We start from the raw sequence: 21,808 nt of genomic DNA, 5'->3' as shown, positions 1-21,808 counted from the left end.
CGCAGCGCCCTGGGGGATGGGAAGCCCGTGTCCGACGTCAGCAACACGCTCCGTACCGTGTCAGCCGCGCAGACCGGCATCTGGGTGGCGCAGCGCATGGCACCCGACGACCCCTTCTACAACTGCGGCGTCACCTACACGCTCACCGGACGCCTCGACGAGGACGCCCTGCGCCGGGCCGTCACCCAGGCCGTCGCCGAGGCCGAGACCCTGCGCACCCGGTTCCACGACACCGCGGACGGCCCCCGGCTGAGCATCGAGCCGGCCGACGAGGGCGAACTGCACGTCGTCGACCTCACCGGCCGGCCCGACCCGGACGCCGAGATCCAGGCCTGGACGGCCGCCGACCTCGCCACCGCGACCGACCTCACCCGCGAAGCGCCGTACACACACGCGCTGTTCACCATCGGGACGCAGCGCAGCGTCCTGTATTTCCGCTACCACCACATCGTGCTGGACGGCTTCGGCCAGCACCTCTACATGCGGCGGCTCGCGGAGCTGTACACCGCGTTCGAGCAGGGCCTGACCCCTCCCGGATCCACCGCCGCCCCGCTCGCCGACCTCCTGGCCGAGGACGCCGCCTACCTCGCCTCCCCCCGGTACGCCACGGACGCGGCGTACTGGCGTGCCGCATTCGCCGACCACCACGAGGGCACCCCGCTCGCCGGGCGGGTCGCGCCCGCCACGCCCAGCACGATGCGCCTGGTCACCCCCATGCCGTCGGACTTCCTCGCCGGGGTCGCCGACGGCGGCCGCGGCGGCGTCGGCCGGCTGTCCGCCACGATCGTCGCCGCCACCGCGGCATATGTGCACCGCCTGCTCGGCCGGCCCGACGTCATCGTCAACATGCCCATGGCGGCGCGCCGTTCGCGCAGGGAGCTCGGCACGCCCGCGATGCTCGCCAACGAAGTCCCCGTCCGGCTGACCGTCCGCCCGGACACCACCTTCGGCGACCTCGTGGACCAGGCGGAGGAACAGATCCGCAAGGCCATCCGGCACCAGCGCCACCGGGGCGAGGCTCTGCGCGCGGAACTCGGCCTGTCCGCCGAGGCCGGTGCCCTCTCCGGGCCGCAGGTCAATGTGATGGCCTTCGAGCAGGAGACCCGCTTCGGCGCCTGGACGGCCGTGCGCCGCCAGCTCGCCAACGGCCCGATCGCGGACCTGACGGTCAACGTCTACCGCACGCCCGGCACCGCGGAGACCGAGCTGGAGTTCTGCGGCAACCGCGAGCTCTACACCCAGGACGAACTCGCCCGTCACCAGGAGCGGTTCTGCGCGTTCCTGAACCGCGCCGCCACCCGCCCCGACCACCCGGTCGCCGCCCTGGACCTGCCCACCGACACCGAACGCGACCTGCTGCTGCGGGAGTGGAACGGCACCGCACGCGAACGGACGGCCGCCACCCTGCCCGAGCTGTTCGAGGCGCAGGCCGCCCGCACCCCGGACGAGCCCGCCCTGCACCACGACGGCGGCACGCTCACCTACGCCGAACTCGACACCCGGGCCAACCGGCTCGCCCACCTGCTCATCGGCCGGGGTACGGGCCCCGACCAGCACGTCGGCCTCGCGCTGCGGCGCTCCGCGGACCTGGTCGTCGCCGTACTCGCCGTACTGAAGGCAGGCGCCGCCTATCTGCCCGTCGACCCGGACTACCCCGCCGACCGCATCGCCCACATGCTCGGCGACGCCCGCCCCGGTCTGGTCCTCACCACCGCCGACGTGGCCGCCGAACTGCCGCCGGACGGCGCACCACGGCTGATCGTCGACACCCTCGACACCACGGGGCAGCCCACGCACAGCCCCATCGACGCCGACCGCCACCGGCCGCTGACCGCCGCCCATCCCGCGTACCTGATCTACACCTCCGGATCGACGGGCGTCCCCAAGGGCGTGATCGGCCTCCACGAAGGGGCCGTCAACCGACTGCTGTGGTTCGGCGAGGAGTTCCCCTTCGACGGACGGCCCGTGCTCGCCAAGAGCTCCCTCAGCTTCGTGGACGGCACCACCGAACTCCTCGGCCCGCTCGTGCACGGCGCGCCCGTCGTGCTCTGCGGCCCCGACGCCGGCCGCAGCGCCGCTGCGATGACGGACCTCGTCGCCCGCCACCGCGTCGGACGCATCACCCTCGTGCCCAGCCTCCTCGCCGAGCTCCTGGACGGCGACGACACCGGTGCCCTGGCGCCGTGCACGTTGTGGGTGACCAGCGGCGAGGCACTGCCGCCGGCGTACGCCGACCGGTTCCGGGCCGCGCTGCCCGAGGCCCGCCTGCTGAACCTGTACGGGTCCTCCGAGGCCAGCGGCGACAGCCTGTACGCCGACGTCACCGCCGGCACCGTGCGGATCGGCCGCCCCATCGCCAACACCCGTGCCCTCGTGCTGGATTCGTTCCTGCGCCCGGTGCCGGTGGGCGCCGTCGGTGAGCTGTACGTGGCGGGCGCCGGTCTGGCCCGCGGCTACCTCGGGCGGTCCGGCCTGACCGCCGAGCGATTCGTCGCCTGCCCCTTCGGCATCGCGGGCGAGCGCATGTACCGTACCGGCGACCTGGCCCGCTGGACGGCCGACGGGGAGCTCGAGTACCTCGGGCGTGCCGACCAGCAGGTGAAGGTGCGCGGCTTCCGCGTCGAACCGGCCGAGATCGAGGCCGTCCTCACCGCCCACCCCGCGGTGGAGCACGCCGCCGTGGTGCTGCGCGAGGACCGCCCCGGCGACAAGCGGCTGGTGGCCTACGTCGTCGGCGGCGCCGACACCGGGGAGCTGCGTGCCCGGGTGGCGGAGGACCTGCCGGACTACATGGTGCCGTCCGCGTTCGTCACGCTTGGCACGCTCCCGCTCAGCCCCAACGGCAAACTGGACCGGGCCGCCCTGCCCGCACCCGTTCACACCTCACGCGGCGGGGCGGCGCGCACTGCCGCCGAGACCCGGCTGTGCGCCCTGTTCACCGAGGTTCTCGGCGTGCCCCGGGCCGGTGTCCACGACAGCTTCTTCGATCTGGGCGGCGACAGCGTCCTGGCGCTCCGGCTCGTCTCGCACGCCCGCCGCACGGGCCTCGCGTTCACCGCCCGCGACGTCTTCGTGCATCGCACCGTGGAGGCCCTCGCGGCCATCGCCCGGGCGGCCGCGGACACCGCCACGTACACCCTCCCCGACCCGCTGCCGCAGCACGAACTCGCCCTCGTCGACGCCCCGTCCGGGGCCCGTGTGCTGCCGCTGACGCCCCTCCAGGAAGGCCTGCTCTTCCACAGCGTCTTCGACGAGGACCAGCCCGACCTCTACACCGTCCAGGCCGTCCTCGAACTCGGTGGCCCGCTCGACACCGCCGCCCTGCGTACCGCCGCCGCGCGGCTGCTGAAGCGCCACGACGCGCTGCGGGCCGGGTTCCGGCACGAGGGACTCAGCCGCGCCGTCCAGGTCGTGCCGGCCGAGGTACCGCTCGTCTGGCGGGAGGAGACGACCGAGGACCAGGAGGAGCTCGACGCGCTGCTCGCCCGGGAACGCGCCACGCGCTTCGCCCTGGACCGGCCGCCGCTCGTCCGCTTCCTGCTGGTCCGCACGGCGGCCGAGCACCACGCCCTGGCGGTGACCGCCCATCACACCGTCGTCGACGGCTGGTCGCTGCCCCTCGTCGTCCGTGACCTGCTCCAGAGCTACACAGACGGGCGTCCCCTGCCCGAAGTGCGGCCGTACGAGGACTACTTGGCGTGGCTCGCGGCACAGGACACCGAGGCGGCCCGGCACGCCTGGACCGCCGCGCTCGACGGCTTCGACGAGCCCGCCCGGCTGGCTCCCTCCGTACCCGGCCGTACCCCGGTGCTCCCCGCGCGCGTGGAGCACGATCTGCCCGCCGCACTCACCGCCCGCCTGGGACAGCGGGCCCGCGACCTGGGCGTCACCCTCAACTCCCTGACGACCGCGGCCTGGTCGCTGGTCCTGGCCCAGGTGCTGGGCCGTACCGACGTGGTGTTCGGCACCACGGTGGCCGGCCGCCCCGCCGAGCTCAGCGGCGTGGAGGACCTGGCGGGCCTGTTCATCAACACGCTGCCCCAGCGCGTACGGCTGGACCCCGCCGAACCCCTCGCAGCCCTCGCCGCACGACTTCAGGAGGAGCGGACGGCCCTGCTGGAGCACCAGCACGTGGGCCTCGCCGACATCCAGCGGTGGACCGGTCTCGGTGAACTCTTCGACACCTCCATGGTGTTCGAGAACTACCCCCTGGACCGCACCGCACTCGGCACCCTGGCCGACGAGGCCGGTCTGCGGCTCGTGGACGCCCGCGCGCACGAGGGAGCCCACTACCCCCTCAGCCTCGTCGTCCACCCGGGTGAGCGGCTCCGGCTGCGCGTCGACCACCAACCCGACCTGGTCGACACCACCGCGGCCGAGCGGACCGTCGCCCGGCTCGTCCGCGTCCTGGAGCAGTTCGCGGCCGACCCGACGACGCCGACGGGACGGGTGGAGGTCCTCGACGACACCGAACGCGAAACACTGCTGGAGCGGTGGAACGCCACCGACCGAGCCGTGCCCCCGGCCGCCCTTCCGCAGCTCTTCGAGGACCGCGCGGCCCGGACGCCGCAGGCCACGGCCGTGGTCTGCGGCGGCCACGAACTCACCTACGGGGAGCTCAACGCCCGCGCCAACCGGGTGGCCCGGCTGCTGGTCGAGCAGGGGGCGGGGCCCGGGCGCCGGGTCGCGGTCCGGCTGCCGCGCTCCGCCGACCTCGTCACCGTGCTGCTCGCCGTGGCCAAGTCGGGTGCGGCGTACGTGCCGCTCGACCCGGACTTCCCCGCCGACCGCGTCTCCTACATGCTCGAGGACTCCCGGCCCGTCCTCGTCGTGGACGAGACCTGGCTCGCCGGGGCCCGCACCGAGGACCTCGCGGCAGACGACCTGGCCGCGGTCTCGCCGCACAGTCCCGCGTACGTGATCTACACCTCCGGTTCGACCGGCCGCCCCAAGGGCGTGGTCGTCGGACACGCCGCCCTGGTCAACTTCCTCGACTCGATGGCGCGGTTGTTCGCCCTGACCACCGAGGACCGGCTGCTGGCCGTCACGACGGTGGGCTTCGACATCGCCGCCCTGGAGCTGTTCGTGCCGCTGCTGGCCGGCGCGCGGGTGGTGCTCGCCGACAAGGACACCACCCGGGACCCGCAGGCACTGGCCGAGCTGATCGACGAGGCCGGGGTGTCGGTGATGCAGGCGACCCCGAGCCTGTGGCGCGCCCTCGTCGACGAGGTCCCGACGGCTCCGGCCGGGCTGCGGGTCCTCGTCGGCGGCGAGGCACTGCCCGCGGACCTCGCCGACCGCCTGCTGACCACGGCCCGTTCGGTCACCAACCTCTACGGCCCCACCGAGACCACCATCTGGTCCACGGCCGGCGAGGTCGCCGGCGACAGCGCGTCGCGCGGCTCGATCGGCCGCCCCATCGGCAACACCCGGGTGTACGTGCTCGACGCGGCCCTGCGCCCGGCGCCCGCCGGAGTCGCCGCAGAGCTGTACATCGCCGGAGCGGGCCTGGCCCACGGCTACCTGGACCGGGCCGGCCTCACCGCGGAGCGCTTCGTCGCCGACCCCTACGGCGCGTCCGGCACCCGGATGTACCGCACCGGCGACCTGGTGCGCTGGTCGGCCGACGGCGAGCTGGAGTACCTCGGCCGCGTGGACCAGCAGGTCAAGGTACGCGGCCATCGCATCGAGCCCGGCGAGATCGAGGCGGTCCTGCTCGGCCACGAGGAGGTGTCCCGGGCGGCGGTCGTGGTGCGCGAGGACCCCCCCGGCGACAAGCGCCTGGTGGCCTACGTGGTCGGCGGCGCCCCCGAAGAGCTGCGTACCCACCTGGCGCGAACCCTGCCGGAGTACATGGTCCCGGCGGCCTTCGTCACGCTGGACGCGCTGCCGCTCACCCCCAACGGCAAGATCGACCGCAAGGTCCTGCCCGCCCCCGACTTCGCCGCCGTGGCCTCCGGCCGGGCGCCCCGCACCGCGCGCGAGGAGACGCTGTGCGCCCTGTTCGCCGAGGTGCTCGGCGTGCCCGAGGCCGGCGTCGACGACAGTTTCTTCGCCCTGGGCGGCGACAGCATCGTCGCGGTGCGCCTGGTCGGCCGGGCCCGCCGGGCCGGACTGCGCATCGCCGTGAAGGACGTCTTCGCCCACCGTACGGTCGCCGCGCTCGCCGAGGCCCTGCCCGAATCGCCGAACGACGGCAAGTCCACCGCCGCTGCCGACGCGCCCGACGACACCCCCGTCGACGTACCGCTCGGCGACGAGGAACTGGCCGCGCTGCGCACGCGACTGCCCGCGTCGGCCGAGGTGCTGCCGCTCACACCGCTCCAGGAAGGCCTGGTCTTCCACAGCGTCTTCGACCGCGGTGCCCCCGACGTCTACACCGTGCAGGTCGCCGTCGAACTCCTCGGCCGGCTCGACGTGCCCGCCCTGAAGTCGGCGGCCGCCGCCCTGCTCACCCGGCACGACGCGCTGCGCGCCGGCTTCCGGACGGAGGGGCTCAGCCGCCCCGTCCAGGTCGTCCACGCCGACGTACCCCTGAACTGGCAGGAGACCGAGGCCGTCGGCGAGGAGTCGCTGCACGACCGGCTGCTCCTGGAGCGGGAGCGTCCCTTCGACCTCGCCGCACCCCCGCTGGTCCGCTTCCTGCTCGCCCGCACCGGCACCGAGCGCGCCGTGCTGGCACTCACCGTCCACCACGCCGTACTGGACGGCTGGTCGCTGCCCGTGCTGCTGCGAGAGCTGCTGGAGCTGTACCGGAGCAGGTCCGCGCTGCCCGCGGCGCGCCCCTTCCGCGACCATCTGCGGTGGCTCGCGCAGCGCGACCGGGACGCGGCCGAACGGGCCTGGCGGGCGGCGTTCGCCGACGTCGAGGAGCCGACGCGGGTCGCCGCCGCGCCGGCCGGCCGGATCCCGGTGCGGCCGGAACGCGTGGAGACCACCCTGCCGGCGCCTGCCACCGCGGCGCTGGTCGAACGCTCCCGCGCTCTGGGCGTGACGCTCAACTCGGTGGTCGAGGCGGCCTGGGCGCTGGTGCTGTCGCGCATCCTGGGCCGCGACGACGTCACCTTCGGCGTGACCGTCTCCGGACGGCCCGCCGAGATCGACGGCATCGAGGACTGCGTCGGGCTGTACATCAACACCGTTCCGCTGCGGGTGCGCCTGAAGGCGGCCGAGCCGCTCGGCGACCTGCTGCGCCGCGTGCAGGGCGAGCGGCAGCGGCTGCTGGAGCACCAGCACACCGGCCTCGCCGACATCCAGCGCACGGTCGGACTGGGCGAACTCTTCGACACCTCCGTGGTGTTCGAGAACTTCCCACTGGACGCGGCCGCCTTCACGGAGCTCACCGCGACGGCCGGCCTGCGGGTCGGCGAGGTCCGCGCGCACGACGCGGTGCACTACTCGCTCGGCCTGGTCGTGGTCCCCGGCGACGAACTGCGGTTGCGCCTCGACCACCAGCCCGACCTCGTCGACCACGCCACCGCGCAGGCCGTCGCGGACCGGTTCGTGCACATCCTTCAGGCTCTCGCCGACCGTCCCGAGCTGCCCACCGGGCGACTCGACGTACTGACCCACGCCGAGCGGCGGCTGACACTCGACACCTTCGCCGACACCGCCCACGAGGTGGCGCCGGCCGCGCACACCTCGTCTTCGTCGCTGGCCGAACTGTTCGAGCGGCGTGCCGCTCTCGTTCCGGACGCGGTCGCCGTCACCTGTGGGACGCGGTCGTTGACGTATGCGGAGTTGGATGAGCGGGCGGACCGGTTGGCGGACCGGCTGGTGGCGCATGGTGCGGGTCCGGAGCGGTTTGTCGCGGTGTGTCTGCCGCGTGGCCTTGATCTGGTCGTGGCTCTGCTGGGGGTCGTGAAGTCGGGGGCGGCGTATGTTCCCGTCGATCCCGGCTATCCCGAGGAGCGGATTGCCTACATCCTTCAGGACACCGATCCGGTCCTTGTCGTCGACGAGGAGTGGCTTGCCTCGGCCGCGACCGGGGAGCCCGTTGCGCGTGGTCGTGGTCGTGGCCGTGTTCGGGTCGATCCGGCCAGTCCGGCGTATGTGATCTATACGTCCGGTTCCACCGGCCGTCCCAAGGGTGTGGTGGTTCCGCATGCCAACGTGGTGCGGCTGTTCACCGCCACCGAGGACGTCTACGGCTTCGGCCCGGACGACGTGTGGACTCTGTTCCATTCCGTCGCGTTCGACTTCTCGGTGTGGGAGCTGTGGGGTCCGCTCCTGCACGGTGGGCGGCTCGTCGTGGTGCCGTTCGATGTCAGCCGGAACCCGGTGGAGTTTTTGCGGCTGCTCGTCCGTGAACGGGTCACGGTGCTCAACCAGACTCCGTCGGCGTTCTATCAGTTGATGCAGGCGGACCGGGACCAGCCCGGTCTTGGGGATCGGCTCGCGCTGCGGTGGGTGATCTTCGGTGGTGAGGCGCTCGATTTGGGCCGGCTGGAGAGCTGGGGTCGTCGGCACGGCGACACCGAGCCCGTCCTGGTGAACATGTACGGGATCACGGAGACGACCGTCCATGTCAGCGTGCGTGCTCTGGATGCCGCCGCCTGGACCGGTCAGCACCGCAGCCTGATCGGTGTCGGTATCCGCGACCTGCGGGTCTATGTCCTTGACGGTGGTCTGCGGCCGGCTGCGGTGGGTGTCACGGGTGAGATGTATGTCGCCGGGGCGGGTCTGGCGCGCGGTTATCTGAACCGGCCGGGGCTGACCGCGGAACGGTTCGTGGCCGACCCCTACGGCGCGTCCGGCACGCGGATGTACCGCACGGGTGACCTGGCGCGGTGGACCTCGGACGGTGAGCTGGAGTACCTGGGGCGGGCCGACGACCAGGTCAAGATCCGCGGCTTCCGCATCGAACTCGGCGAGATCGACGCCGCGCTGGCCGGCCACCGGGACGTGGCCTGGGCCCGGACGATGGTGCGCGAGGACCGCCCCGGCGACCGTCGTCTCGTCGCCTACGTCCTGGCCGCGCGGAAGCCGGTCGATCACGGCCTGCTGCGGGACCACCTGGCGGCCACGCTGCCCGACTACATGGTGCCGTCCGCCTTCGTCACGCTCGACGAGCTGCCGCTCACCGTCAACGGCAAGCTCGACCGCAAGGCCCTGCCCGCCCCCGAGCTGCCGGCGTCCGGCGGCGGCAGGGCGCCGCGCACCGAGACCGAGCGCATCCTGTGCCTGCTCGTCGGCGAGGTGCTCGGTCTGCCCGAAGTGGCCGTCGACGACGGCTTCTTCGACCTCGGCGGCGACAGCATCATGTCGATCCAGCTGGTCGGCCGGGCCCGGCAGCAGGGGCTCGTCCTCTCCCCGCGGGACGTGTTCGAGCAGCGCACGGTCGAGGGCCTCGCCGCGGTCGCGGCGCCGACCGGCGCCGACGCGGCCGAGGAGCCGGACGTCGCGGACGGCGCGGTTCCGCTGCCGCCCATGGCCCACTGGCTGGCCGAACGCGGCGGCCCCGTCGACGGATTCGCCCAGTCCCTCGCGGTGCGGGTACCCGCCGGGCTGCACCGCGAGGACCTGCTGACGGCCCTGCAGACCGTCCTCGACCACCACGACGCCCTGCGGATGCGCCTGACCGACGTCGAGCCGTGGTCGCTCGAGATCGGCGAACGCGGCTCGGTGGCGGCCGGTGGGCTGCTGCGCCGGGTGGACGCCGAGGGGCTCGGTGACGCCGAGTTGGACGACCTCGTGGCCGAGCACGCCGCGGCCGCCCGTGCTCGGCTCGCGCCGCGTGACGGCGTGATGGTCCAGGCGGTGTGGTGCGACCGGGGGCCGGACCGGCCCGGCCGGCTGGTGCTGGTCGCCCACCACCTGGTGGTCGACGGCGTGTCCTGGCGGATACTGCTGCCCGACCTCGCCGACGCCTGGCGGGCGGCCACCGCCGGCCGTGCCGCCGACCTCGCTCCGACGGGCCTGTCCTACCGTTCCTGGGCCCGCCGTCGGCACACGGCGGCCGCCGAGGGCAGATACCGGAACCAGCTCCCTTACTGGCGTGAGGTATTGGGAGCATCCGCGGATACGGCGGCCACGCCCGCCCTGGCCCCCGCCCTGGCCCCCGCCCTGGACCCCGCGCTGGACACCCACGGCACCGCCGCCACGCTGCGGCTGCGGCTGCCCGCCGAGGTGACCCGGGCCGTGCTGACCACCGCTGCCTCCCGTTACCGGGCCCGCCCCGACGAGGTCCTGCTCGCTGCGTTCGCGGCGGCCGTCACCGCCTGGCGCGGCACGGACGACCCGACCGTACTGGTGGACGCCGAGGGCCACGGCCGCGACCAGCTCGGCGCGGACGACGCCGACCTGTCACGGACCGTGGGCTGGTTCACCAGCCTGTACCCGGTGCGGCTGGACGCCGGCCGGCTCGACGCCGAGGCGCGCGCCGGGCTGCGGGCGGGCGGCTCGGAGGCCGGCCGGCTGCTGAAGCGCACCAAGGAACTGCTCCGCGCGGTGCCGGACCACGGCCTCGGCTTCGGCGCGCTGCGCCACCTCGACGCGCAGACCGCCGCCGAACTCTCCGCGCCGACCTCGCCCGAGCTGGGCTTCAACTACCTCGGCCGCGCCACCACCGGCGACGACGCGGACTGGAGCGTCGTGCCCGGCAGTAACGGCATCGGCGGTTCCGCCGACCCCGGCCTGCCGCTCGCCCACGCCGTGGAACTCAACGCGCTGGCCGAGGACGGCCCCGACGGGCCCGAACTCGTCGCCGCCTGGACCTGGGCGAGCCGCCTGTTCGACGAGGACCGGGTGCGCCTGCTGGCCGAGGAGTGGTTCGAGGTCCTGCGCGGCTTCGCCGCCCACGTGCGCCGGCCGGGCGCGGGCGGTCTCACGCCCTCCGACATCGCCCCCGCGCGGCTCGGCCAGCGCGAGATCGAGGAACTGGAGCGGCGGCTGCCGGACCTGGAGGACGTCCTGCCGCTGTCCCCGCTGCAGGAGGGCCTGCTCTTCCACCACTCCTTCGACGAGGAGTCCGCGGACGTCTACACGGTGCAGCTCGTCGTCGACATCGAGGGCGAGCCGGACACCGCCGCGCTGCGTGCCGCCGCGGCCGCGCTGCTCGACCGGCACCCCAACCTGCGGGCGGCCTTCCTGCACGAGAACCTCAGCACCCCGGTGCAGGCGGTGCTGCGCGAAGTTCCGCTGCCCTGGCAGGAGGCCGACCTCGGTGCGCTGCACGAGGCCGAACGCGAACAGGAGGCCCGGCGCCTGCTCGACGCCGACCGCACCCGGCGCTTCGACCCCGCCCGGCCCCCGCTCGTCCGTTTCACCCTGCTGCGGCTGGGCGACCGGCACCACCGGCTGGCGATCACCTCGCACCATGTGCTGTGGGACGGCTGGTCCCTGCCCGTCATCGTCCGTGAGCTGCTGGAGCTGTACCGGGGCGAGCGCCCGCTGCCGCCGGTCCGGCCCTACCGGGACCATCTGGCGTGGCTCGCCCGGCAGGACCGCGCCGCCGCCGAGGCTGCCTGGCGCGAGGCGTTCGCCGGATTCGAGGAGCCGACGCTGGCCGCCACGCTCGACGCCGGTCGCACCCCGCTCCTTCCGGAGACTGTGGAGGCTTCGCTGCCCGCCCCGGACACCGCCCGGCTGACCGAGCGGACCCGGGCCCTCGGCGTGACCCTCAACTCGGCGGTCCAGGCCGCCTGGGGACTCGTCCTGGCCGGTCAACTGGGCCGCGACGACGTGGCGTTCGGCGTCACCGTGTCCGGCCGCCCGGCCGAGGCAGACGGAACCTGGGACGCCATCGGCCTGTTCATCAACACGGTGCCGGCGCGGCTGCGCGTCGATCCCGCGGAGTCCGTCGGCGAGCTGCTGCTGCGTGCGCAGCGTGAACAGGCGCGGCTGCTGGAACACCAGCACCTCGGTCTCGCCGACATCCAGCGGGTGACCGATTTCGGTGAACTCTTCGACACCTCTCTGGTGTTCGAGAACTACCCCCTGGACGCCGGGACACTGAACGCCGTCGCGGCCGGAACCGGTCTGCGGCTCACCGGCGCCCGCACCCGCGACGCCGTGCACTACACCTACGGCCTCGTCGCGATGCCCGGCGACGAACTGCGCTTCCGCCTCGACCATCAGCCCGACCTGGTCGCCCCGGAGACGGCACGCCTGGTCATGGACCGCCTGCTGCGGATCCTGACGGCCATGGCCGACGCCCCCGAGTTGCCCGTCGGACGGATCGACGCGCTCGGTGCCGACGAACGCCGACTGCTGGTCGACGACTGGAACGCCACCGAACACCCGGTGCCCGCCGGCGCGCTGCCCGAGTTGTTCCAGGCACAGGTGGCCCGCACCCCGGACGCCGAGGCCGTGGTCTTCGAAGGCAGCCGACTGAGCTACGCCGACCTCAACGCACGTGCCAACCGGCTGGCCCTGCTGCTGGCCGAGCACGGCGCGGGCCCGGAGCGGTGCGTCGCGGTGTCCCTGCCGCGCTCGGCCGACCTGGTGGTCACCCTGCTCGCCGTCATGAAGACGGGAGCCGCCCACGTACCCATCGACCCGGACTACCCCGCCGAGCGCATCGCGCACATCCTCGACGACGTCGATCCCGTACTGTTCGTCGACTCGGCCTGGCTGGCGGCGGCCGACACCTCCGCCCACGCCGCCGACGATCCCGCCCCCGTCGACCCCGCGTTGCTCGCCTACGTCATCCACACCTCGGGTTCCACCGGTCGGCCCAAGGGCGTCGCGGTCTCCCACCGGGGCATCGCGAGCCTGGCCACCGGACAGATCGACCGCTTCGCCGTCACCCCCGACAGCCGGGTGCTGCTCTTCGCCTCGCCCAGCTTCGACGCGGCCGTCTCCGAGCTGTGCATGGCGCTGCTCGCCGGCGCGACACTGGTGCTGGCCCCCGCCGAGCGGCTGCTGCCCGGCCCCGCGCTGACCGAGCTGGTGCGCGAGCAGGAGATCAGCCACGTCACCCTGCCGCCGTCGGCGCTGGCCGTGCTTCCGGACGACGCGCTGCCCACCGTGACCACCCTGGTCGTGGCCGGCGAGGCCTGTCCGCCGGACCTGGTGGCGCGCTGGTCGCGCGGGCGCCGCATGATCAACGCCTACGGCCCCACCGAGTCCACGGTGTGCGCCAGCATGAGCGCCCCACTGGCCGGTGCCGCCGTCCCGCCCATCGGCACCCCGCTGATCAACACCCGCCTGTACGTCCTCGACGGCGGTTTGCGGCCGGCACCCGTCGGCACCCCGGGCGAGCTCTACATCGCCGGGGCCGGTCTGGCGCGCGGCTATCTGAACCGGCCGGCGCTGACCGCGGATCGGTTCGTGGCCTGTCCGTTCGGAGGGCCGGGGGAGCGGATGTACCGCACGGGCGACCTGGCGCGGTGGACCGCGGACGGTGAGCTGGAGTACCTGGGGCGCGCTGACGACCAGGTCAAGATCCGCGGCTTCCGCATCGAGCCCGGCGAGGTGGCCGCGGTCGTCGGCGGCCACCCCGCCGTGGCCAGAGCCGTGGTGGTCGTCCGCGAGGACCAGCCCGGCGACAAGCGGCTCGTCGCCTACGTGGTGCCCGCGCCCGGCGCGGACGCGGACCAGGCGCGGCTGCGCCGGTACGCCGCCGGACGGCTCGCCGCCCACATGGTGCCCTCGGCGTTCGTCGCCCTGGACAGCCTGCCCGTCACCCCCAACGGGAAGCTGGACCGCAAGGCGCTGCCCGCTCCGGAGTACGGCACCCTGTCCACGGCCGGGTACCGCGGGCCGCGTTCGCCGCGCGAGGAGATCCTGTGCGGTCTGTTCGCCGAGGTGCTCGGCGTGGAGCGGGTCGGTATCGACGACGGCTTCTTCGAACTGGGCGGTCACTCGCTGCTGGCCACCCGGCTGGTCAACCGCGTCCGCACGACGCTCGGCGAGGAACTGCCGGTGCGCGGTCTGTTCGAGACGCCGACCGTCGCCGGGCTCGCCGCCCGGCAGGGCACCGATGCCGCCCGTCCCGCCGCGCGGGCGGCCCAGCGGCCCGAGCGGCTGCCGCTGTCGTTCGCGCAGGAACGGCTGTGGTTCCTCGGCCAGTTCGACGAGGCGTCTGCCACGTACAACATCCCCGCCGCACTGCGGCTGACCGGCGACCTCGACCGGACGGCTCTCGAAGCCGCGCTGGCCGACGTGGTGGGCCGGCACGAGTCGCTGCGCACTCTCGTCGCCGAGGACGCCGACGGCCCCCACCAGCGCGTCCTCGACGCCCGCGGGGCTGCCCCGCGGGTCACGGCCGAGCCCGCCGACGAGGCCGGACTCGGCGCGAAACTGGCCGGTGAGACCCGCCGTCCCTTCGATCTCTCGGCCGAACTCCCCCTGCGGGTCCGGCTGTTCGAACTCGCCCCGCAGGAGCATGTGCTCCTGCTGGTCCTGCACCACATCGCCGGCGACGGCTGGTCGGTGGGGCCGCTCGCCCGGGACCTGACCGCCGCCTACGCGGCCCGCCGCGCCGGTCACGCTCCGAGCTGGGAGCAACTGCCGCTCCAGTACGCGGACTTCGCCCTGTGGCAGCGCCGGACGCTCGGCTCCGAGACCGATGCGGACAGCCCCCTGGCACGCCGGCTGGCGTTCTGGAAGGACGCGCTGTCCGGCCTGCCCGAGGAACTGGACCTGCCGACCGACCACCGGCGTCCGGCCGTGTCCTCGTACACCGGCGGGGTGGTGGAGTTCGAGGTGCCGGCCGCCCTGCACGAGCGGCTCGTGGTCGTGGCCCGCGAGCTGCGGGCGACGCCGTTCATGGTGATGCGCGCGGCCCTGGCGACCCTGCTGTCGCGGCTGGGCGCCGGAACCGACATCCCCATCGGCACCCCGGTCGCCGGCCGCGCCGACGACGCCCTGGAGGGCCTGGTCGGGTTCTTCGTGAACACGCTGGTGCTGCGCACCGACCTGTCGGGCGACCCGACCTTCCGTGAACTCGTCGGCCGCGTACGGGAGTTCGACCTGGCGGCGTACGCCCACCAGGACGTGCCCTTCGAACGCCTCGTCGACGTCCTCAACCCGGCCCGCTCCATGGCCCGCCACCCTCTCTTCCAGACCGCTCTCACTTGGAACGACACCACCGAGCAGGCCCTCGGCGCGCTGCGCGGTCTGCCGGGCCTCGCGGTCCGTCCCGAACCGGTGGACACCACGGCGGCGAAATTCGACCTCTCCCTCGTCTTCGAGGAGCGTCGCGCCGCCGACGGCACGCCCGCGGGACTGCACGGCAGCCTCTCCTACAGCGCCGACCTGTACACCCACGCGGGCGCCGTGGCCCTCACCCGGCGCCTGGCGCGCGTCCTCGACGCGGCGCTGACCGACCCGGACCGACCGGTCACCCGCATCGACGTCACCGACGCGGCCGAGCGCGCCCGGCTGCTGGCCGCGGCCGGCGAAGGAGGCACAGCCGCCCCGCCCCGGACGCTCGCCGAACTCTTCGCGGCCCGTGCCGCTCTCGTTCCGGACGCGGTCGCCGTCACCTGTGGGACGCGGTCGTTGACGTATGCGGAGCTGGATGAGCGGGCGGACCGGTTGGCGGACCGGCTGGTGGCGCATGGTGCGGGTCCGGAGCGGTTTGTCGCGGTGTGCCTGCCGCGTGGCCTTGATCTGGTCGTGGCTCTGCTGGGGGTCGTGAAGTCGGGGGCGGCGTATGTTCCCGTCGATCCCGGCTATCCCGAGGAGCGGATCGCCTACATCCTTCAGGACACCGATCCGGTCCTTGTCGTCGATGAGGAGTGGCTTGCCTCGGCCGCGACCGGGGAGCCCGGTGTGTCCGGTCCTGGCCGTGGTCGTGTCCCGGCCGGTCCGGCCAGTCCGGCGTATGTGATCTACACCTCCGGTTCCACCGGCCGTCCCAAGGGTGTGGTGGTCCCGCATGCCAACGTGGTGCGGCTGTTCACCGCCACCGAGGACGTCTACGGCTTCGGTCCGGACGACGTGTGGACTCTGTTCCATTCCGTCGCGTTCGACTTCTCGGTGTGGGAGCTGTGGGGTCCGCTCCTGCACGGTGGGCGGCTTGTCGTGGTGCCGTTCGATGTCAGCCGGAATCCGGTGGAGTTTTTGCGGCTGCTGGTGCGTGAGCGGGTCACGGTGCTCAACCAGACTCCGTCGGCGTTCTATCAGTTGATGCAGGCGGACCGGGACCAGCCCGGTCTCGGGGATCGGCTCGCACTGCGGTGGGTGATCTTCGGTGGTGAGGCGCTCGACCTCGGCCGGCTGGAGAGCTGGGGTCGTCGGCACGGCGATGCCGAGCCCGTCCTGGTCAACATGTACGGCATCACCGAGACGACCGTCCATGTCAGCGTGCGGGCTCTGGATGCCGCCGCCTGGACCGGTCAGCGCCGCAGTCTCATCGGTGTCGGTATCCGCGACCTGCGGGTGTACGTCCTCGACGGTGGTCTGCGGCCGGCTGCGGTGGGTGTCACGGGTGAGATGTATGTCGCCGGGGCGGGTCTGGCGCGCGGTTATCTGAACCGGCCGGGGCTGACCGCGGAACGGTTCGTGGCGGATCCGTACGGCGCGTCCGGCACGCGGATGTATCGCACGGGTGACCTGGCGCGGTGGACCGCGGACGGTGAACTGGAGTACCTGGGGCGGGCCGACGACCAGGTCAAGATCCGCGGCTTCCGCATCGAACTCGGCGAGATCGACGCCGCGCTGGCCGGCCATCCCCAGGTCGCCCAGGCCGCCGTGGTCGTCCGCGAGGACCAGCCCGGCGACCAGCGGCTCGTCGCCTACGCGGTGCCCGCCGCCGACGGCCTGGACGTCGCCGCCGTACGCGACCGGCTGGCCGCCGAACTGCCGGAGTACATGGTGCCGTCGGCCGTGGTGCCCCTCACGGCGCTGCCGCTCACCGTCAACGGCAAGCTCGACCGCAAGGCCCTGCCCGCTCCGGAGTACGTCGGCACGGGCACCGCCGAGTACCGCGGGCCGCGTTCGCCGCGCGAGGAGATCCTGTGCGGTCTGTTCGCCGAGGTGCTCGGCGTGGAGCGGGTCGGCATCGACGACGGCTTCTTCGAACTGGGCGGTCACTCGCTGCTGGCCACCCGGCTGGTCAACCGCGTCCGCGCGACGCTCGGCGCGGAACTGTCGGTGCGGGACCTGTTCGAGTCGCCCACCGTCGCCGGCCTGGGCCCGGTCCTGGGCACGGCCGGCACCGGCGCGGGGCGGCCCGTGGCCCGCGTGGAGCGGCCGGACCGGCTCCCGCTGTCGTTCGCGCAGCGCAGGCTCTGGTTCCTGCACCGCTTCGAAGGCCCCGGCGCCACCTACAACATCCCGCTGGCACTGCACCTGACCGGTGACCTCGACCCGGCGGCACTGGAAGTCGCCCTGGCCGACGTGACGACACGCCACGAGGCGCTGCGCACCGTCTTCGCGGAGGACGACGAGGGCCCGTACCAGGTGGTGCTTGACCACGCGCGGCCACGCCTGCACACGGTCGCCGACGAGGCCGAACTGGGCGCGGCGGCACGCCACGCCTTCGACCTCGGCGCCGAACTCCCGCTGCACGCCGCGCTGTTCTCCCAGAGCGACCGGGAACACGTACTGCTCCTGGTGGTCCATCACATCGCCGGGGACGGCCGGTCGACCGGCGTCCTCGCCCGGGACCTGACCGCCGCCTACCTGGCGCGCCGCGCCGGGCACGCCCCGGCCTGGACCGAACTGCCCGTGCAGTACGCCGACTTCACACTGTGGCAGAACCAGACGCTCGGCTCCGAGGACGACCCCGACAGCCTCGTCTCACGCCAGCTCGCGTTCTGGAAGGACCGGCTGAACGGCCTGCCCGAGGAACTCAGCCTGCCCACCGACCGGCCCCGTCCGGCCGTGTCCTCGTACACCGGCGGCGTGGTGGAGTTCGAGGTGCCTGCCGCCCTGCACGAGCGGCTGGCTGACCTGGCGCGCGAGCTGCGGGCGACGCCGTTCATGGTGATGCAGGCGGCACTGGCGACCCTGCTGTCGCGGCTCGGCGCGGGCACGGACATCCCGATCGGTACGCCGATCGCGGGCCGCACCGATGACGCGGTGGAGGACCTGGTCGGGTTCTTCGTGAACACGCTGGTGCTGCGCACCGACCTGTCGGGCGACCCGACCTTCCGTGAACTCGTCGACCGCGTACGCGAGTTCGGCCTGGCGGCGTACGCCCACCAGGACGTGCCCTTCGAACGCGTCGTCGACGTGCTCGACGTGACCCGCTCGACATCACGACACCCGCTGTTCCAGACGGTCCTCACCCTGGACGACACCGCCGAACAGGAGGCCCTCGCCCAGGCCGCGCGACTGCCGGGAGTGGACGTCTCCGAGTACCACCTCGACACGGGCGTCGCCAAGTTCGACCTGTCCTTCGGCTTCACCCGCAGCCGTGCGGCCGGCTTCGGTCTCACCGGCCGCGTCGAGTACGCCACCGACCTCTACGACCGCACCACCGCCCAGATCCTCGCCGCCCGGCTCGTCCGCGTGCTGGAGGCGGTGCTGGCACACCCCGACGCACCGGTCACCCGCGTCGACGTCCTCGGCACCGACGAACGCCGGCTCCTGCTGGAGGGACGCAACGACACGACCGTTCCGGCTCCCGCGACCACCCTCCTCGGTCTCTTCGAGGCGCACACCGCGGCCACCCCCGACAAGACGGCACTCGTCGGCGACGGCACGACCCTCACCTACGCGGAACTGTCGGCCAGGGCGCACCGGTTGGCACACCGGCTGCGCCGAGCCGGGATACGCCGCGATACCCGCGTCGCGCTCCTCATGGAACGCTCCGTCGACCTCGTCGTCGCCGTACTCGCCGTCCTCAAGGCGGGCGGCGCCTACGTGCCGCTCAGCGCGACCTATCCCGACGAGCGGCTGCGCTGGATCGTCGCCGAGACCGGCACACCGCTGCTCATCGCCGACCGCGCCCAGCGGGAACGGGCCGAGAGCGTCGCCGGCCCCCTCGACGTGCTCGTCGTCGACGACCCCGCCACCGCCGAGGCCCTCGTCGGCGAGGACGCCTGTGCACCCGGATTCGTCCCCGGGCCCGAGGACCTCGCCTGCCTGATGTTCACCTCCGGCTCGACCGGCCTGCCCAAGGGCGTCGCCGCGACCCACGGGAACATCGCCGACCTCGCACAGGATCGGTGGTGGAGCTCCGGCTGCGCCGAACGCGTCCTGCTGCACTCCCCGCACGCCTGGGACGCGCTCACCCTGGAACTGTGGGTCGCGCTGCTGTGCGGCGGCAGTGTCGTCGTCGCCCCCGCAGGGGACACCGGCGTCGAGGCGCTCGGCGCGCTCATCACCGGGCACGGCGTCACCGGACTGTGGCTCACCGCGGGCCTGTTCGCGGTACTGGCGGAGGAGCAGCCGGACTGCTTCCGCGGCGTGCGCCAGGTGTGGACCGGCGGTGACGCGGTCCCGCCCGCCGCCGTGCGCCGGGTCCTGGAACACTGCCCGCACATCGAGGTCGTCAACGGCTACGGCCCCACCGAGACGACGGTGTTCACCACCCGCAACCCGGTCGGCGCGGACGACGCCCGCCGGCTGGCCGACGTGGTACCCATCGGACGCCCGCTGGACAACATGCGGGTGTACGTCCTCGACGCCGCCCTGCACCCCGTACCGGACGGAGTACCCGGCGAGCTCTACGTGGCCGGCAGCGGCCTCGCCCGCGGTTACTGGGCGCGCCCCGACCTCACCGCCGAACGCTTCGTGCCCTGTCCGTTCGGGGCGCCGGGCGAGCGCATGTACCACACCGGCGACCTGGTGCGGTGGAACACCGACGGCCTGCTGGAGTTCGTGGGCCGCGCCGACGACCAGGTCAAGGTGCGCGGTTTCCGCATCGAACTCGCCGAGATCGAGGGCGCCCTGACCGCCCACCCCGACGTGCGGGCGGGCGCGGTGATCGTGCGCGAGGACCAGCCCGGCGACAAACGCCTCACCGGCTACGTCGTGGCCGCCGGCGACGGGCTCGACCTCGCCGGGCTGCGCGCCCACCTCACCGCACGCCTGCCCGACTACATGGTGCCCGCGGCCCTCATACCCCTGCCCGAGCTGCCGCTGACCAACAACGGAAAACTTGACCGCAGGGCCCTCCCGGCTCCCGCCCACACACCCCGCGCCACCGGCCGTACCGCCGCCGGACCCGTGGAGGAAACCCTGTGCGCGCTGTTCGCCGACGTGCTCGGCGTGGACGGGATCGGCGTCGAGGACAGCTTCTTCGACCTCGGCGGTGACAGCATCATGTCCATCCAACTGGTCAGCCGCGCCCGCAAAGCAGGCCTCACCCTCAGTCCGCGCGACGTGTTCGACCACCGTACGGTGGCCGCGCTCGCCGAGGCCATCTCCGGCCGGACCCCCGCCGAGGTGCCTCAGACGGCACAGGAACCCGCCACGGGCCCCGTCCCGCTCACGCCGATCATGCACTGGCTCGCCGAACGCGGCGGGCGCACCGAGAAGTTCAACCAGTCCGTCGTCCTCCAGGTGCCCGCGGGCATGACGTACGACGACCTGCGCACCGCCCTCCAGGCCGTTCTGGACCGCCACGACGCGCTGCGCATGCGCTGGGCGTCCGACGCCGCCGGGCAACCGCACGCAAAGATCCCGGAGCCGGGCACGCTCGACGCCCGTACCTGCCTGGAGCGCGTGGACGCCCGGGGCGCCGACACGCAGACCGTGCACCGGCTGCTCGCCGACCACGCTCGCGCGGCCCTCGGACGGCTGGCACCCGCGGACGGCATCATGCTCCAGGCCGTCTGGCTGGACCGCGGCCCGCGGACACCGGGACGGCTCGTGCTGCTCGCCGACCACCTGGTCGTCGACGGCGTGTCCTGGCGCCTGATCGTGTCCGACCTCGCCGAGGCCCGGCAGGCGTCGGCCGCGGGCACCGACCCCGCGCTCCCGCCCGTCGGCACCTCCTTCCGGCACTGGGCCACCGCCCTGCAGACGGCGGCGCTGGACCCGGCGCACACCGACCGGCTCGCCCACTGGGCGGACACGCTGCGGGACGCCGGGGCACCGTTCGGCACGGCCCCGCTGGACCCGGCCCGCGACACCCACGCCACCGCCGGCACCCTCACGCTGAGACTGCCCGCCGACGTCACCACGAGTGTGCTCACCACCGTCGGCTCCGTCTTCGGCACCGGCGCGGCCGACGGTCTCCTCGCCGCCCTCACCCTGGCCCTCGCCTCCCGGCGGCCCACGCGCGACAGCGGCGTGGTCGTCGACGTCGAGGGACACGGACGCGAGGAGCAGGTCGTTCCCGGGGCCGACCTGTCCCGCACCGTCGGCTGGTTCACCAGCCTCTACCCGGTGCGGCTCGACCCGGGCCCGCTGGACCGGGCCGCCCACGAGGACGCCCTCGCCGGCGGCCCCACCGCGGGCCGCGTCCTGAAGGCCGTCAAGGAACAACTGCGGGCGGTACCCGACAACGGCGTCGGATACGGCCTGCTGCGCCACCTCAACCCCAGGACCAGGTCCGTGCTCGCCCCGCTCGGCCGCCCCCGGATCGGCTTCAACTACCTGGGCCGGGTCACGGCACAGGAAGCCGTCGACTGGACCCCCGTACCCGACACCGGGGCGCTCGTCCCCGGCGACGACCCGGACGCCCCGCTCACCCACATATTGGAACTCAACGCCCTCACCCAGGACGGGGACGAGGGACCCGAACTCGTCGCCACCTGGACCTGGGCCGCGCGCCTGCTGTCCGAGGACGAGGTGCGGGAGGTGGCCGAGGCCTGGTTCGCGGCCCTGCGCGGACTCGCCGAACACGCCCGCCAACCCGACGCGGGAGGACTGACCCCGTCGGACGTGTCCCTGCTGTCCCTCAGCCAGGACGAGATCGACGCCTTCGAAGACGACTTCTTCGCAGACCAGGAAGACGAGTGAG

The 21,808-nt window shown here is 73.6% G+C and carries 1 protein-coding gene; it reads left to right on the top strand.

The features are described 5' to 3' along the window. The first annotated feature begins 57 nt into the window (after window positions 1–57). Window positions 58–21,807, top strand: a complete 21,750-nt coding sequence (locus QFZ76_RS15995; protein ID WP_307674373.1) for a non-ribosomal peptide synthase/polyketide synthase — start codon at window positions 58–60, stop codon at window positions 21,805–21,807. Window position 21,808 lies beyond the last annotated feature (1 nt).

This window comes from Streptomyces sp. V4I2 (genome assembly GCF_030817655.1).
Lineage (GTDB): Bacteria > Actinomycetota > Actinomycetes > Streptomycetales > Streptomycetaceae > Streptomyces > Streptomyces plumbiresistens.
Note: the sequence above shows the minus strand (reverse complement) of the source record. Positions and strands in the feature narration are given on the sequence as shown.